Here is a 15,184-nt window from a genome sequence, read left to right as displayed (position 1 = left end):
CCTACGTTCGAGGCTAGAGAGCATCGCTTTGCGGGCGCAAGGCTCGGACAGATCGCATACCGGTGGAGCAGCATCCCGCCGGATGATGCTCCTCACACGAGCTGGTCATGGGCTGCCCACCCGATCGGATAGACTGTTCAGGTTGTTCCTTGGTGACGTGTCCGAGCGGCCGAAGGAGCACGCTTGGAAAGCGTGTGTTGTGCAAGCAACCGCGGGTTCGAATCCCGCCGTCACCGCCAAAAAGCATGAAGGGTCTCCGCGCCAGCGGGGGCCCTTCATGCTTTTTATCGAGCGTTGGGGATTCGGGGAGGCGCGAGCGCAGCGAGCACCGGAGTCCCGCCGCCCGACCGAGAGCTCAGTCGAACGTCACGCCGAAGCTCTGTCCGCCCGGCTCCGCAGGGAGCGGTGTCATGCCCAGCCGCTTGTAGAAGGCGGCGGCGCCCGTGTTGTTCGGGTCCATGCCCAGATGCAGCCCCCGCACTCCGCGGCGGCGCAGTTCGGTGAAGAGCGTCTCGATCAGCTGGCGCCCGAGTCCCTGACCCTGGGTCTCGGGCAGGAGGTCGATGTGCAGGTGCGCGGGGTACTCCTCCGCGTTCGCGTCCCGGCCCGGGGCCTGCGCATAGCCGTATTCGATCATGCGATCCTCACGGGTGCTCGGCTCGTCGACCCTCGGGTACCGCTCCTGTCGCCTAGGCCACCACTCGTCGCGGAACCAGGTCGCGAAGGCATCCGTGTCGTCCGTCGCCACGATGTAGCCGATCACGCGCTCGTCGTCGGTCTCGACGACCCAGGCGAGGTCGGGGTGGCGTTCGACGTACGGCACGGCGAAGAGGTCGCCCCAGAGCGAGTCGTCCGAGAAGATCCCGGTCGCGTCGGCTCCGGCATCCGCAGTCCTGACGCAGACGTCGTAGAGGGCGGCGCGGTCGGACGGACGATACGGACGGATGCGCGACAATGCTGCTCCTCGATGCGATGTGGACGGTGTCAGCCTACCGGCGCGACTGCGGGGTCGTCCCGCTGCGACGTCGACTGCACCCACGGCAGCAGCCAGGCCCCCAGCACGAGAACGACGCCGGCGCCGACCAGCGCACCGCCCAGCGTGTCGGTGGCCCAGTGCACCGACAGGAGAGTACGCGAGAGCGCCATCGCGACCACCCAGAGGATGCCGAGGATCGCGGTCCACACGCGAGGGAAGACCAGCCACAGGACCATCGCGATCGTCGCCGCGTTGGCGGCGTGCCCCGAGGGGAACGATCCGTAGTCGCTCACGACGATCATGTCCTCCGGGCGCGCTCGTCCGAACAGGTGCTTCAGCAGCTGCACGGCGCCGGCGCTCGCGAGGAACGCCACGGCGGCGAACACGGCGGCCTGCCATCGCCGAGCCACGAGAAGAGCGGTGATCAGCAGCAGCGGAACGAGCAGGATCGCTATCCACCCGCCGCCGATGCTGTTCAGCACCAACGCGAACGACAGCATGGCGTCGGTGCGGTACGTGCTGATCGTCTCGTTCCACCAGGTGTCGAAGCCGGGAGGCTCGGTGTACCCGAACACGATCGCCGCTCCGAGGAGCGTCGCCGCGACGAGCATCCCTATTCCCCACCACAGCAGCGTTCGTGATCTCATCGAACCATTCTGCCGGTCGGAAGCTGAAAGTCAGGGAGCCAGCATGCCGACAGTCCGTGGACGCACGATCAGCCACAGTGACAGGACCCCGATGGCCGCGCATCCGACCATCACGGAGGCCATGGTCGTGGCGGTGATCCCCGCACCCTGAGAGACCCAGCCGACGACCGGCGAGATCAGCCCTGCGACGCCGAAGTTCGTGGCTCCGATCACGGACGCCGCGGTGCCCGCGGCCTTGCCGTGCCTGTCGAGAGCGAGCACCTGCACGTTCGGGAAGGTGAAGCCACAGGCCGTCATGAAGACGAACAGCGGGATGACCGTGCCCCACAGCCCGAGGCCGAGCTGATCGGTCACGATGATGGCGATGCCCGCGAGAAGCAGGACCGCCGTCGAGTAGGCCATGACCCACTGCGGTCCGAAGCGCGCGGCGAGTCGCGAGGCCGTCTGCACGCCGGCGACGACACCGAGCGAGTTGACCGCGAACAGGAGACCGTACTGCTGCGCGTCGAGCCCGTGCGTCTGCTGGAACAGGAACGGCGAGGCCGACAGGTACGAGAACAGACCCGAGAAGGTCATGCCCCCGATGATCAGCACGCCGATGAAGACGCGATCGGAGAACACCGAGCGGTAGCGCTGCATAACTGTCGCGCCGCCCTTCTCCTGGCGGCGTGCGATCGGCAGCGTCTCGGGGATGAAGACGATGGCTGACACGAGCATGACGACGCCGTACAGGGCCAGCACGACGAAGATGCCGCGCCACGGCATCAGCGTGAGCAGCCATGAGCCGATCAGCGGGGCGATCACCGGGGCGACGCCCGACACGAGGGCGAGCCGCGACAGCATCACCACGAGCCTGCGGCCGCCGAACAGATCGCGGACGATGGCCATGGCGACGACGCCGCCCGCGGCCGCTCCCACGCCCATCAAGACTCGCGCGCCGCTGAGCAGCGGAAGGGTGGGCGCGTACGCCGCCGCCGCACTGGCGAGCACGTGCAGCGCTGTCACGACGATCAGCGGGATTCGGCGGCCCACTTTGTCACTGAGCGGCCCCACGACGAGCTGGCCGAGCGCGAAGCCGATCATCGTGCCCGTCAGGGTCAGCTGGATCGCTGCCGCCGTGGTCTCGAAGTCCTGCTCCAGCACCGGGAAGGCAGGCAGATACAGGTCGATCGTGAACGGGCCGAGCGCGGTGAGCGCGCCGAGCAGCACGATGTACAGGGCTCGGCGGCCGTTCGAGATCGAGTCGCCGGGGTGCAGCATGATCGGCGCGGTGGCCGGGTTCGAGCCGAGCGTGCGGATCGCGCCCGTCGACGACGGAATGCGGATGCTGCCCGTGGCGGTCCGCTCGGGAGCGGGGGCGGTCGGGATGGAGTCAGTGCGTGGAGCGTCGGGCACGACGGTCCTTCCGGAGTTGGAGGGGATCAGGTGAGTCGCGAGGGATCACGTCGCGAGAGCGGCCGAATCCGCGACGGAAGTCGAATCGATTCGATCCGGGCGAAGTCTCCATGCTACAGCCCGCTCGCGCCCACCTGCGTGCGCCATCCGCGCTGAAGGGTCAGCCGAGGCGAGCGAGCCCCTGCTCGAGGTCGGCGATCAGGTCGTCGACGCCCTCGATGCCGACGGACAGCCGAACGACGTTCTCGGGCACGGCGAGCGCGGTGCCCCGCACCGAGGCGTGGGTCATGTCCGGCGGGTATCCGATCAGCGACTCGACACCGCCGAGGGACTCCGCGAGCTGGAACAGCTCGGTCGATTCCGCGAACGACTTGGCTGCATCGGCACCGGCGGAGAGACCGAGTGACAGCATCCCGCCGAACCCGCTCATCTGCCGCGTGGCGACGTCGTGCCCCGGGTGAGAGGCGAGCCCCGGGTAGTACACGGTCGCGAACTCCGGGCGGCCGGCTGCCCATTCGGCGATGGCCTGCGCGTTCTCGGAGTGCTGGCGCACCCGCACCGCGAGCGTCTTGATGCCGCGAGTCGTGAGCCAGGCGTCGAGAGGCGCGGATACCGCACCCACCGCGAACTGCTGGAACTTGACCTGCTCGAAGAAACGGTCGTCGCGGAACACGACAGCACCGCCCAGCACGTCGGAGTGCCCGCCCAGGTACTTCGTGGTGGAGTGCACGACGAGATCGGCGCCGAGCGAGAGCGGCTGCTGCAGTGCCGGTGAGGCGAAGGTGTTGTCGACGACGGCGATCGCCCCGGCCGCGTGGGCGATCTCGGCGATGAGCTCGATGTCGACGATCTTCAGCAGCGGGTTGCTGGGCGTCTCGACCCAGACGATCTTCGTCTCGGGCCGGATCGCCGCGCGCAGCTCGTCGACGTCCGACAGCTCGACCGTCGTGGTCTCGATGCCCCAGGGCGCGAGCACCTTGGTGAGCAGGCGGTAGGTGCCGCCGTAGACGTCGTTGCCGAGCACGATGTGATCGCCGGGTCGGAGGATGCCGCGCAGCAGCGCATCCTCCGCAGCGAGCCCCGACGCGAACGACAGCGCGTTCGCGCCGCCTTCGAGTGCGGCGAGCTGCGTCTCGAGCGATGACCGTGTCGGGTTGCCGGCTCGGTTGTACTCGTACCCGTCTCGGAACCCGCCGATGCCGTCCTGCACATGCGTCGAGGCCTGATAGATCGGCGGGATGATCGACCCGGTGGTCGGGTCAGGCGCCTGACCTGCGTGGATGGCTCTGGTGGCGAAGGCATGCTCGGACATGTCCCTCAGCCTACGTCCGCTCCGGCGACCGCATCCGCTCCTGTTACGTCCGGCGTCCGGCGTCCGTGCGGGATCAGCGGGAGATGTACGACAGCAGGTCCTGTCGCGTGAGCACCGTGTGCGGCTTGCCGTCGAGGGTGACGAGCAGCGCGTCGACGTCGGCGAGCGCCGCACGTGCCTGCGCGATCGGCGCGTGGATGCCGATGAGGGGCAGCCTGTCCCCCACATGATCGCCCACGGCGTCCGCGGGCTTCGCATCGCCTCGGAACAGCAGGTCCAGCAGCCCCTTCTCGTCGACCGTGCCGACGACCTCGCCCATCATGACCGGCGGCTCGGCGCTCAGCACCACCAGCTGAGAGACGTCGTACTCGGTCATCATGCCGATGGCCTCGAGCACGGTGTCGGTCGGATGCGCGTGCACCAGATCGGGGATGCTCTCCCCCAGGCGGGCCGTGCGCGCGGCGAGCACGTCGCCGACGGTCTCGCCCTCCTCCACCTCGCTGAAGCCGTACGAGCGCATCCAGCCGTCGTTGAAGATCTTGCCGAGATACCCGCGCCCGCCATCCGGCAGCAGCACCACCATCACGGCGTCCGCCGGAAGGTCACGCGCCACCCGCAGCGCGCCGACCACGGCCATGCCGCTGGAGCCTCCGACGAGGATGCCCTCTTCTCGCGCGAGCCGCCGGGTCATCGCGAACGACTCGGCGTCGTCGACGGCGACGATCTCGTGCGGCACGCTCGGGTCGTAGGCGCCGGGCCAGATGTCCTCGCCGACTCCCTCGACCAGGTACGGGCGCCCGGTGCCGCCGCTGTAGACGCTGCCCTCGGGGTCGATTCCGACGATGCGGACCCGATCGTCCGACACCTCCCGCAGATACCGGCCGGTTCCGGTGATCGTGCCCCCGGTGCCGACCCCGGCGACGAAGTGCGTGACGCGGCCGTCGGTGTCTCGCCAGATCTCGGGGCCGGTGGTCTCGTAGTGGCTGCGCGGCCCGTTGGGGTTCTCGTACTGGTTGGGCTTGAACGCCCCGGGGATCTCGCGGGCGAGCCGGTCGCTCACGCTGTAGTACGACTCGGGGCTGTCTGCCGCCACCGAGGTCGGAGTGACGACCACCTCGGCACCATAGGCGCGCAGCACGTCGATCTTGTCCTCGCCGACCTTGTCCGGCAGCACGAAGACGCACTTGTACCCGCGCTGCTGGGCGACCAGCGCGAGTCCGACGCCGGTGTTGCCGCTGGTCGGCTCGACGATCGTGCCGCCCGGCCGCAGGTCGCCCGAGGCCTCGGCCGCGTCGATGATGCGCGAGGCGATGCGGTCCTTCGCGGAGCCGCCGGGGTTGAGGTACTCGAGCTTCACGAGAACCGTGCACTCCACGCCCTCGGTGACGTGCTGGAGCTTCACGAGGGGCGTGTCGCCGACGAGGTCGACGATGGAGTCTGCGTACTTCATGTTCACAGCGTACGTGCGACGATGCCGCGACCGGGGCTGTGTTGCGCCCGATCGCGGCATCGTGTGCTCGACCTGTCTCCGAGAGCCGATCAGCCCTTGGTGGACCCCGCCAGGAGTCCTCGCACGAAGTACCGCTGGAGCGAGAAGAAGACGATCAGCGGGACGATGATCGACACGAAGGCTCCTGCGGTGAGCAGGTACCATCCCTCGCCGCGACCGGTGATCTCGGCGAGCACCTTCGTGATCGGCGAGGCGGCGCCGTCGGCGAACACGAGGGCGACGAGCAGGTCGTTCCACACCCACAGGAACTGGAAGATCGCCACCGACGCGATCGCCGGCATCGTCAGCGGAAGCACGATCCGGAAGAAGATCTGTCCGCGGGAGGCGCCGTCGACGCGAGCCGCCTCGATGATCTCCCCCGGGATCTCCGACATGAAGTTGTGCAGCAGGTAGATCGCCAGCGGCAGCGCGAACATCGTGTGCGCGATCCACACCTGTGCGTAGCCGCCCGAGGCGTCCAGTCCCTGCGTCACCTGGACGCCGAACAGGTTGATGCCCCGCGAGAACGACGACAGCAGCGGCACGAGAGCCATCTGGATCGGCACGATCTGCAGCGCGAACACGAAGATGAACAGCGCGTTGCGTCCCTTGAAGTCGATCCAGGAGAACGCGTAGGCCGCCATCGCCGCGATCATCAGCGGGATGAGCGTGGCGGGGATCGTGATCACGATGGAGTTGAAGAACGACTCCAGGATCGTCAGCTGCGTCGTTCCGGACTGCAGCACGGCGACATAGTTGTCGAGCGTCAGCTGCGGGTTGGTGAAGACCGTCCACCAGCCGCTCGTCTCGATCGCGTCCCTCTCACGGAACGACGAGATGAACAGGCCGAGCGTCGGAATCGTCCACACCACGGCGATCACGATCGACGCGACAGTGGCCCACGGACGGCTCAGGCGCTTGCGCGCGCGGCCGGCCGAGGCTTCGAAGCGTCCGGCGGTGGTGATCGCTTTCGTGCTCTGTCCGGTGTCTGAGTTCACGGTGTCGGTCATCGGATCTCCCGCTGCTTCTTGATCTGGCGCGCGTTGTAGATCACGATCGGGAGCACCAGGATGAACAGGATGACGGAGAGCGCAGCGCTGCGTCCCGCCTCGAACTTGGAGAACTGCGTGTACATCTCGTTCGCGAGCACCGAGGTGCCGTAGTTGCCACCGGTCATCGTGCGGACGATGTCGAAGACCTTCAGCGAGGCGATCGAGATGGTGGTGAGGACGACGATCAGCGCGGGGCGGATCGACGGGATCGTCACCGAACGGAATCGCTCCCACGCGTTCGCGCCGTCGAGCTCGGCCGCTTCGAGGAGCTCTGTGGGAACTCCCTTGATCGACGCCGACAGGACGACCATCGCGAAACCGGTCTGCACCCAGATCAGCACGACGATGAGGGCGAGGTTGTTCCACGGTCCGTTGAGCAGGAACTGCTGCGGTTCTCCGCCGAACCAGACCAGGATCTGGTTGAGCAGACCGATCTGCTCGAACTCCGGACCGCGGTAGGCGTAGACGAAGCGCCAGATGATGCTCGCGCCGACGAACGAGATCGCCATCGGCATGAAGACGAGGAGCTTGTAGATCTTCTCGCCGCGGGTCTTGTCGATGAACACCGCGTAGGCCAGACCGACGATGGTCGAGAGCGTCGGGACCAGGAGCACCCAGACGATCGTGTTCACGACCGAGGTGACGCCGTCGGACTGCGTGAAGATCCAGAGGTAGTTCGAGAAGCCGACGAAGTCGCTGCCGGTGGAGTTCCAGAACGACGCGTAGACCGTCTGGATGGACGGCAGGATCAGGCCCGCGAGCAGCAGCAGCATGGCCGGGGCCATGAATGCCACGAGCTGGATCAGGTACCCGGCTCCGTCGCGGGAACGGTAGTCGAGGAAGAAGAACAGGGCGCCGACGGCGACCGCTACTCCCATCGCCCAGTAATAGGAGTTGAAGAACCACATCACCGCGAACGGGATGAGCAGGCACATCGCCAGGCGGATGCCGGTGTAGAGCGCGCCCTTGCGGGGCGCGATGTCGACGAGAAGCAGGATGACGACGACGACCACCGCGAACGCGATGACCACGGCGAGAGCCTGGGCGATCGGGGGCAGAGACCCGATCCATTGGAAGAACACAGTCGCGTTCATGGATTCCCCTTCATGAGACGGAGCTGATCAGCGGTCCGCGCGGCGATGCGCGGACCGAGAGGGAGAAGGTGGGCCGCCCGACGGGGCGGCCCACCTCATCCGATCAGCTGGAGGGCCAGCCGGTCTCGATCTGGGTCAGGACCTCGTCGGTCGAGGTGCCGTTGATCCAGGCGACCATGCCCTTCCAGAAGGTTCCCGAGCCGACGGCGCCGGGCATCTGGTCGGATCCGTCGAAGCGGAACGTGACCGAGTCGTCCTGGAGCAGCTTGATCGACTCCTGCAGGATCGGGTTCTCGACGGCCTCGATGTCGACGCCCTTGTTCGCAGACGTCACGCCACCGAGCGCCAGACGGCTGTCGGCCCACTCGGGGCTCGAGAGGTACTCGAGCACCTTCTGCGTCGCCTCGTCGTCGCTGAACGCGCCGACGATCTCGCCACCACCGGTGATGAACGTCTCGTCCTCGCTCTGGCTCGGAAGCAGGAACGCCCACACGTCGCCGTCCTCGGCGATGTTCGTGCCCTCGGGGAAGAAGCCCGACAGGAAGGACGCCTGGTGCGTCAGTGCGCACTCGCCGCTCGCGACCGCAGGGGCCACGTCGCCGAATGCCGTGGAGTTGACCGAGCGCACGTCGCCGAAGCCGCCGTTGACGTAGGCCGGGTTGAGCAGGATCTCGCCGGTGGCGTCGAACGCCTCCTTGATCTGCGGGTCGGTGAAGGGGATCTCGTTCTTGACCCACTGGTCGTAGACGTCGGCGCCCGCGTTGCGGAGCACGAGGTCCTCGATCCAGTCGGTGCCGGGCCAGCCGGTCGCCACACCCGACTCGAAGCCGGCGCACCATGGTGCCTTGCCGCTCTTCTCCTGGATGGTCTGGGTCAGTGTGAGCAGCTCGTCCCAGCTCGTGGGCTCCTGGACTCCCCACTCGGCGAACTTCGTCGGCGAGTACCAGACCCAGCCCTTGACGCTCGCCATGAGCGGCGCGCCGTAGAACTCGTCCTCGTAGGTGCCGAAGTCGACCCATCCCTGCGTCCAGTACTCCTTGGCGTTCGCCTCGACGGCGTCAGGGGCCGGCTTCAGGAAGTCGCGAGCCGCGTAGTCCGCGAACAGACCCGGCTGCGGGAAGATCGCGATGTCGGGCGGGTTGCCGCCCTGTGCACGGGTGCCGAGCTGAGTCTCGAAGTCCTGGCTGCCCTCGTACTTGATCGTGATGTCGTTCTCCTTCTCGAAGTCCGCCCAGGACTCTGCGAGAAGTTCTGCCTCTCCTTCGACGATCGTGCCGTAGATCGTGACGGTGTTGTCTCCGCCGCCGCCTTCTCCCCCGCCGTCCGTGCCGCCGGGAGCACCACAACCGGCGAGCGCGATGCCCGCGACTCCCAGCAGTGCGATTGGCGCGTAACGCCGGGAACGCTGTGACAGACCCATGTGAATTCTCCTCTTCGAGTTTCCCGGCTCCCACGACATTCCGCGCCGCCCCTCGGCACAGAATCGGGAACCGATTCCAGGACAACCTATCGGGGTCCGACGCCGCGGCACAATAAGCCAGGATCACAGACTGACAACCATTCGCAGCGCCCTGGCACGAACCATGGGAGCGCTCCCTCACAATTCCTGTGGAACCGGTTCCTTTTCGTCCCTGCGACCCGTTACGCTGTCATCGGCGCAGGGGTGGGGGCTCGCGTCGCAGTCATGGTCGAGGAGGACCGGATGAGCACGATCGCCGACGTCGCGGCGCGCGCTGGCGTGTCGAAGGCGACGGCGAGCCGAGCACTCAGCGGCCGCGGTTACGTCTCGGAAGACACCCGCAAGCGGGTCGCCGATGCTGCCGGAGAACTCGCCTATGTCGCACACTCCTCCGCGACGAGCCTCGCCACGGGCCGCACGCAGACCGTCGGAGTCATCATGCCGCCGGTCGACCGCTGGTTCTTCTCGGAGCTGCTCGCCGGCATCCAGGAATCGCTGTTCGCCCTCGACTACGAGCTCGCCCTCTACGGCATCCGCGAAGGCAGCGAGACCCGCGAGCGCCTGTTCGACGTCGTGCTGCCCGGGCGACGGTTCGACGGGATCATCGCCGTCGGCATCCAGCCCAGCGCACAGGAGCTCGAACGTCTGCACCGCTCCGAGCGACCGCTCGTCAGCGTCGGTCCGTACAGTGAGGGATCCAGTGCCGTGTCGATCGACGACATCGCCGCCGCCCGGATCGCCACCGAGCACCTGATCGAACTCGGCCATACCGATATCGCGTTCGTCGGCGGATCCATGGATCCGGACCATCTCAGCTTCGGCGACGCCCAGCGCGTGGAGGGATATCTCGAGGCTCTCGCCGCGGCGGGACTCGAGGCGGTCGCGAGGATCGCGGACAGCCGCCCGACCATGCCCGGCGGCTACGCCGCCGCCGTCGAGCTCCTCGGTGACCGCAGAGGACGCCCCACCGCGATCGTCGGCGTCTGCGACGAGGCGGCGATCGGCGCGATGATCGCGGCACGTCGCCTGGGCATCGCCGTGCCGACCGAGCTCAGCATCGTCGGAGTCGACGACCACCAGCACGCCGAGATGTTCGCGCTCACGACCATCAGGCAGTCACCGCGCGAACAGGGCCACGAGGCAGTGCGCCTGCTGCGGCAGCAGATCGACCACCCGGATTCTCCACGCGAGCGCACCGTGACGACATCCTCGCTGGTCGTCCGGAGCTCCACCGCCGGACGTCGCTGACCGCTCCTCTGCGGATCTGCGCTCCGGACGCACGAAAGCCCCGGGCGGACCCGGGGCTTTCGTGAAGCGTTCAGACGCTTCCAGGGCGAGGCATCACGCCGCGACCTGGAACGGATTACTTGAGGGTAACCGTGGCGCCTGCCTCTTCGAGGGCAGCCTTGGCCTTCTCGGCTGCTTCCTTGTTCGCACCCTCGAGCACGGCCTTGGGAGCACCGTCGACGACGGCCTTGGCCTCGCCGAGACCGAGCGAGGTGAGCTCGCGGACGGTCTTGATGACCTGGATCTTCTTGTCGCCGGCAGCCTCGAGGATGACGTCGAAGGAGTCCTTCTCCTCAACCTCTTCAGCAGCGCCGCCGCCTGCGCCTGCAACGGCGACGGGGGCAGCAGCGGTGACCTCGAACTTCTCCTCGAACGCCTTGACGAAGTCGTTGAGCTCGACGAGGGTCAGGCCTGCGAACTGCTCGAGCAGCTCCTCAGTGGTGAGCTTAGCCATGATGTATCTCCTAGATAGGTGGGTTTGTTGAACGAGATCGTGGGTCGCTCACGCGGCCTCAGCGGTCTCCAGCTTTTCGCGAAGAGCATCGATGGTGGCAGCAGCCTTGCCCATCGTCGCCTTCATCATGCCCGCAGCCTTCGCCAGCAGAACCTCACGGCTCTCGAGCGCGGCGTACTTGTTGACCTCGTCGGCAGAGAGGGCGTTGCCCTCGAAGATGCCGGACTTGATCACGAGAAGCGGGTTGGCCTTGGCGAAGTCACGAAGAGCCTTGGCAGTGGCGACGAAGTCGCCATGCACGAACGCGACAGCCGACGGACCCTTGAGGTCGTCGTCCAGCGCGGTGATGCCAGCCTTGTTGGCGGCGATCTTGGTCAGCGTGTTCTTCACCACGGCGTACTCAGCGTCCTGACGGATGCTGTTGCGCAGCTCCTTGAGCTGGGCAACCGTCAGACCGCGGTACTCGGTCAGCAGAACGGCAGTCGAGTTCTCGAATGACTTCGTGAGCTCGGCAACCGATGCGTCCTTCTGCGCCATGGTCACTCCTTGGTGTGTACGAGGCGCCTCACGGAGGTGAGGCGCCGACCCCTGACCGCATGCAACAGAAAAGCTCCGGCGCAAGCGCACGGAGCTCTGAAAGTTCGTGTCCTGCGCGGGCCCCTGCTGAGCAGAGCTTCGATCGCCTCGCGTTCTCACGCACGACGATGACCAGCGGTCTTCGGTTGTTCCCAGGCTACCTCATCGACCGCCGACCCTCAAATCGGACGTCAGTCCCGGTGCGCCGCGCGTCCCCGGTGCCCGGCGAGTGCGTCGGCGGCCCGGATGAGACTCAGGTGCGAGAGTGCCTGCGGAGTGTTGCCGGCCTGCCGCTGGTGTCCGACGTCGTACTCCTCCGAGAGCAGGCCGAGATCGTTCGCCATCGCCATCACTCCGGCCATGAGGTTCTGGGCGTCGCCCGTACGCCCGCTCGCCGCATACTGCTCGACGAGCCAGAAGCTGCAGGCGATGAAGGGATGCTCCCCTCCACCGAGTCCGTCGACCCCGGACTCGGTGCGATAGCGCCGCACGAATCCGTTCACGAGCAGGCGACTCTCGATCTCGGCGACGGTGCGCAGCATGCGCGGATCGTCGGCGGCGCAGTACCCGACCTGCGGCAGCAGCAGCAGCGAGGCATCGACGTCGCCGGATCCGTAGTGCTGGACGAAGTGGCCGCCCTCCGCATCGACACCGCGGTCGTCGATCTCGCGACGCAGGCGATCGCGCACGCCCTCCCATCGCTCGGCATCGCCGGCGAGACCATGCTCCCGCACGGCACGGGCTCCCCGGTCGAGCGCGGCCCACATCATGACCCGCGAGTGCGTGAACCATTGCGGCTCGCCCCGGATCTCCCAGATTCCGTTGTCGGGGCGATCGATCGACGCGATCACCTGCTCGACGAGCGCGCGCTGCAAGGGCCAGGAGAAGTCCCCCTCTTCCAGACCCGCGATCCTGGCCGCCTCGAGAGCGACCAGGACCTCGCCGATCACATCACCCTGGTATTGGTCGACGGCCCCGTTGCCGATGCGCACCGGCGCTGAACCGTCATAACCGGGGAGACTGGTCAGCTCGCGCTCGAGGAGATCGCGCTCACCGGCGATCCCGTACATGATCTGCACCTCCCGCGGTTCCCCCGCGACGGCCCGGAGCAGCCAGCGACGCCACTGATGCGCTTCGGCGAGGAAGCCATGAGCGATCAGCGCCTCGAGCGTCAGCGCGGCATCCCGCAGCCAGACGAAGCGGTAGTCCCAGTTGCGCGAGCCGCCGAAGTCCTCGGGCAGCGAGGTCGTGGCCGCGGCGACGATGCCTCCGGTGTCCTTGTTGGTGAGCGCACGCAGCACCAGCAGAGAGCGGACGACGGCGTCGCGATGCGGGCCGTCGTGGCGGATCCCGCTCGCCCATCCCTGCCACCAGGCCCGCGTCCCGGCGATCGCCTCTTCGACGTCGAGCGGCTTCGGCGCGTGCTCATATGCGAGGAACCAGCTGAGCGTGAGGTCCCGGATCTCGTCGGGGCCGACCGTCACCGTCGCCCGGTGCCGATGGTCCTCGGCGTGGAATCGCACGCCGCGCACGATCACCGACTCGGGCCCGGCCGTCGCATGCAGCGCCGGGTGATCCGGAGTGCCGACCTGCCGCACCCACGGCAGCCGACGGGAGTAGTCGAAGTGCAGGCGCAGCTCGGTGTCGAACTCGACGCTGCCCGAGACGCCGACGATCCGTCGGATGACCTCGGTGCGCGTCGGCTGGATCGGCATGAACTCGTGCACCTCCGCGACGCCCTCCGCCGTCTCCCACCGGGTGACCAGGATGAAGGTGTCCGAGAGGTAGAACCGCGTCGATGTCGCCCCGGCATCGCTCGGGCGCAGCGTCCAGCATCCGTGACCGGGGTCGCCCAGGAGAGCGCCGAACACCGAGGACGAATCGAAACGCGGAAGGCACAGCCAGTCGATGCCGCCGTCTCGCGAGACGAGCGCGCCGGTGCGGCAGTCGCTGAGCAGGGCGTAGTCCTCGATCGGAGCGGGCATCGACCGAGTCTGGCATGTTCACCCGAGGGTCGGAGCGATTACGGTGAGAACATGACCGATGCGACGACGCTGGTGATCCTCGGTGCAGGTGGCGACCTCACCTCTCGGCTCCTCCTGCCCGCTCTGGGCCAGCTGCTGAAGAGAGAACCCGCGCGTTCGGTGCGGATCGTCGGCGCCGATCGCGGGGAGTGGACGGATGCCGAGCTGCGGGCCGTCGTCGACACGGCCTTCGCCTCGATGGACGCCGAGGACGCGGCAGCCCGTGTCGACGTCACCTACGCCCGCACCGACATCACGCGCACCGACGATCTGCGTGCGCTGTTGGGCGGCCTCACCGGCCGCGTGGCCCTCTACTTCGCAGTGCCTCCGGCCGTGGCGGCGGCGTGCATCGCCGCACTCACGCCCGACATGCTGCCCGAGGGCGCGATGCTCGTGATGGAGAAGCCGTTCGGCACCGACGAGTCGAGCGCCCGCGAGCTGAATCGCATCCTCACCGCCCTCGTGCCCGAGACCCAGGTGTTCCGCGTCGACCACTTCCTGGGTCGCTCGACCACGCTGAACCTCCTCGGCGCACGGTTCGCGAACCGCATCCTCGAACCGCTCTGGTCTGCGGAGAGCATCGAGTCCATCGACATCGTCTACGACGAAGCGCTGGCGCTCGAGGGGCGTGCGGGTTACTACGACAAGGCCGGCGCACTGGTCGACATGATCCAGAGTCATCTGCTCCAGGTGCTCGCGGTGCTCGCGATGGAAGAGCCCGCCACCCTCGATGAGGTCGACTTCCGCGCCGCGACCGGCGCGGTGCTCCGCGCGACCACCGTGTGGGGCGACGACGCCGCCGGGTCGTCTCGCCGCGCCCGCTACACCGCGGGAGAGATCGACGGCATCGCGAAGCCCTCGTACGTCGACGAACCCGGCGTCGACCCGGGTCGGGAGACCGAGACGCTCGCCGAGGCGACCTTCGAGGTCCGCAACGCGCGCTGGGCGGGAATCCCGTTCCGGCTCCGCTCCGGCAAGGCCCTCGGAACGCCCGCCAGAGAGATCGTCGTGCGCTTCCGTCCTGTCCGCCATCTGCCCCGCGGGCTCACCGGCACGTCCGACGGAGCGGTGCTGCGCTTCTCGCTCGGTCCCGACCGGATGTCGCTTGAGCTCAACCTGAACGCATCGGAGGACCCGCTCGAGCTGGAGCGCGCGATCCTGTCCGCGGAGCTCGGCGAGGGCGCGCTCAAGGCGTACGCCGAGGTGCTGTCCGGCGTCCTCGACGGGGATCCGATGCTCGCCGTGCGGGGAGACGCCGCCGAGCAGTCGTGGCGGATCGTCGCCCCCATCCTCGAGGCGTGGCAGCGGGGCGATGTGCCGCTCGACGACTACGTCGCCGGATCCGCCGGCCCGGAGGCGTGGCCGACGCACAGCTGAGTCTCTGCCGGGGTCGAACGCCCGAGGGAACGCCCCGGGCGG

13 protein-coding genes and 1 tRNA gene are annotated in these 15,184 nt (G+C 67.7%); 3 read left to right on the top strand and 11 right to left on the bottom strand.

Annotation, left to right across the window (positions count from 1 at the left end):
- The first annotated feature begins 151 nt into the window (after positions 1–151).
- A tRNA-Ser gene (locus BEP68_RS14250) sits at positions 152–239 on the top strand.
- Positions 240–355: 116 nt separating this feature from the next.
- On the opposite strand, the gene BEP68_RS14245 is transcribed toward BEP68_RS14250, so the two are convergent.
- From BEP68_RS14245 to BEP68_RS14210, 8 genes are all read right to left on the bottom strand, one after another.
- Complete coding sequence (locus BEP68_RS14245; protein WP_187250358.1) at positions 356–955, bottom strand: GNAT family N-acetyltransferase; 600 nt, start codon at positions 953–955, stop codon at positions 356–358.
- A gap of 29 nt (positions 956–984) precedes the next feature.
- On the bottom strand, positions 985–1,623 hold the full coding sequence (locus BEP68_RS14240; protein ID WP_072591647.1) for a phosphatase PAP2 family protein: 639 nt from the start codon (positions 1,621–1,623) through the stop codon (positions 985–987).
- Between the two features lie 30 nt (positions 1,624–1,653).
- Positions 1,654–3,018: a multidrug effflux MFS transporter gene (locus tag BEP68_RS14235; protein ID WP_394194683.1), complete on the bottom strand. Its 1,365-nt coding sequence runs from the start codon at positions 3,016–3,018 to the stop codon at positions 1,654–1,656.
- Positions 3,019–3,178: 160 nt separating this feature from the next.
- Complete coding sequence (locus tag BEP68_RS14230) at positions 3,179–4,330, bottom strand: cystathionine gamma-synthase (RefSeq protein WP_053097421.1); 1,152 nt, start codon at positions 4,328–4,330, stop codon at positions 3,179–3,181.
- A 73-nt stretch (positions 4,331–4,403) separates the two neighbouring features.
- Positions 4,404–5,780 (bottom strand): cystathionine beta-synthase, encoded by a 1,377-nt coding sequence (locus tag BEP68_RS14225; RefSeq protein ID WP_187250357.1) that lies wholly within the window; start codon positions 5,778–5,780, stop codon positions 4,404–4,406.
- An 89-nt stretch (positions 5,781–5,869) separates the two neighbouring features.
- Complete coding sequence (locus BEP68_RS14220; RefSeq protein ID WP_187250356.1) at positions 5,870–6,829, bottom strand: carbohydrate ABC transporter permease; 960 nt, start codon at positions 6,827–6,829, stop codon at positions 5,870–5,872.
- Complete coding sequence (locus BEP68_RS14215) at positions 6,826–7,965, bottom strand: carbohydrate ABC transporter permease (protein ID WP_053097425.1); 1,140 nt, start codon at positions 7,963–7,965, stop codon at positions 6,826–6,828. Before BEP68_RS14215 ends, BEP68_RS14220 begins: the two co-directional genes overlap by 4 nt.
- 103 nt (positions 7,966–8,068) lie before the next feature.
- Positions 8,069–9,385 carry an ABC transporter substrate-binding protein gene (locus tag BEP68_RS14210; RefSeq protein ID WP_053097426.1) on the bottom strand — a complete coding sequence of 439 codons (1,317 nt, stop codon included), beginning with the start codon at positions 9,383–9,385 and terminating at the stop codon, positions 8,069–8,071.
- A gap of 282 nt (positions 9,386–9,667) precedes the next feature.
- Between BEP68_RS14210 and BEP68_RS14205 the strand changes: the two genes are divergently transcribed.
- Positions 9,668–10,672 (top strand): LacI family DNA-binding transcriptional regulator, encoded by a 1,005-nt coding sequence (locus BEP68_RS14205; RefSeq protein ID WP_187250355.1) that lies wholly within the window; start codon positions 9,668–9,670, stop codon positions 10,670–10,672.
- Positions 10,673–10,787: 115 nt separating this feature from the next.
- Here the strand turns inward: BEP68_RS14205 and rplL are convergent, their stop codons facing one another.
- From rplL to BEP68_RS14190, 3 genes are all read right to left on the bottom strand, one after another.
- Entirely contained in the window at positions 10,788–11,165 is a 378-nt protein-coding gene (gene rplL / locus BEP68_RS14200) for a 50S ribosomal protein L7/L12 (protein WP_042539579.1), read from the bottom strand.
- Between the two features lie 48 nt (positions 11,166–11,213).
- Complete coding sequence (gene rplJ / locus BEP68_RS14195; protein WP_053097428.1) at positions 11,214–11,702, bottom strand: 50S ribosomal protein L10; 489 nt, start codon at positions 11,700–11,702, stop codon at positions 11,214–11,216.
- 230 nt (positions 11,703–11,932) lie between these two features.
- Positions 11,933–13,726, bottom strand: a complete 1,794-nt coding sequence (locus tag BEP68_RS14190) for a glycoside hydrolase family 15 protein (protein ID WP_187250354.1) — start codon at positions 13,724–13,726, stop codon at positions 11,933–11,935.
- A gap of 51 nt (positions 13,727–13,777) precedes the next feature.
- On the opposite strand from BEP68_RS14190, the gene BEP68_RS14185 reads away from it, so the two are divergent.
- Entirely contained in the window at positions 13,778–15,142 is a 1,365-nt protein-coding gene (locus tag BEP68_RS14185; protein ID WP_187250353.1) for a glucose-6-phosphate dehydrogenase, read from the top strand.
- Positions 15,143–15,184 lie beyond the last annotated feature (42 nt).

The organism is Microbacterium sp. 4-7, from assembly GCF_014332665.1.
Taxonomy (GTDB): domain Bacteria; phylum Actinomycetota; class Actinomycetes; order Actinomycetales; family Microbacteriaceae; genus Microbacterium.
This window is presented reverse-complemented; position numbering and strand designations above follow the sequence as displayed.

What these genes read in the sequence shown, in the direction of transcription:
- BEP68_RS14240 (WP_072591647.1), bottom strand. Translation starts at nt 1,623, where the DNA reads ATGAGATCACGAACGCTGCTGTGGTGGGGAATAGGGATGCTCGTCGCG.
- BEP68_RS14205 (WP_187250355.1), top strand. Translation starts at nt 9,668, where the DNA reads ATGAGCACGATCGCCGACGTCGCGGCGCGCGCTGGCGTGTCGAAGGCG.
- BEP68_RS14210 (WP_053097426.1), bottom strand. Translation starts at nt 9,385, where the DNA reads ATGGGTCTGTCACAGCGTTCCCGGCGTTACGCGCCAATCGCACTGCTG.
- BEP68_RS14215 (WP_053097425.1), bottom strand. Translation starts at nt 7,965, where the DNA reads ATGAACGCGACTGTGTTCTTCCAATGGATCGGGTCTCTGCCCCCGATC.
- rplJ (WP_053097428.1), bottom strand. Translation starts at nt 11,702, where the DNA reads ATGGCGCAGAAGGACGCATCGGTTGCCGAGCTCACGAAGTCATTCGAG.
- BEP68_RS14185 (WP_187250353.1), top strand. Translation starts at nt 13,778, where the DNA reads ATGACCGATGCGACGACGCTGGTGATCCTCGGTGCAGGTGGCGACCTC.
- BEP68_RS14220 (WP_187250356.1), bottom strand. Translation starts at nt 6,829, where the DNA reads ATGACCGACACCGTGAACTCAGACACCGGACAGAGCACGAAAGCGATC.
- BEP68_RS14225 (WP_187250357.1), bottom strand. Translation starts at nt 5,780, where the DNA reads ATGAAGTACGCAGACTCCATCGTCGACCTCGTCGGCGACACGCCCCTC.
- rplL (WP_042539579.1), bottom strand. Translation starts at nt 11,165, where the DNA reads ATGGCTAAGCTCACCACTGAGGAGCTGCTCGAGCAGTTCGCAGGCCTG.
- BEP68_RS14190 (WP_187250354.1), bottom strand. Translation starts at nt 13,726, where the DNA reads ATGCCCGCTCCGATCGAGGACTACGCCCTGCTCAGCGACTGCCGCACC.
- BEP68_RS14230 (WP_053097421.1), bottom strand. Translation starts at nt 4,330, where the DNA reads ATGTCCGAGCATGCCTTCGCCACCAGAGCCATCCACGCAGGTCAGGCG.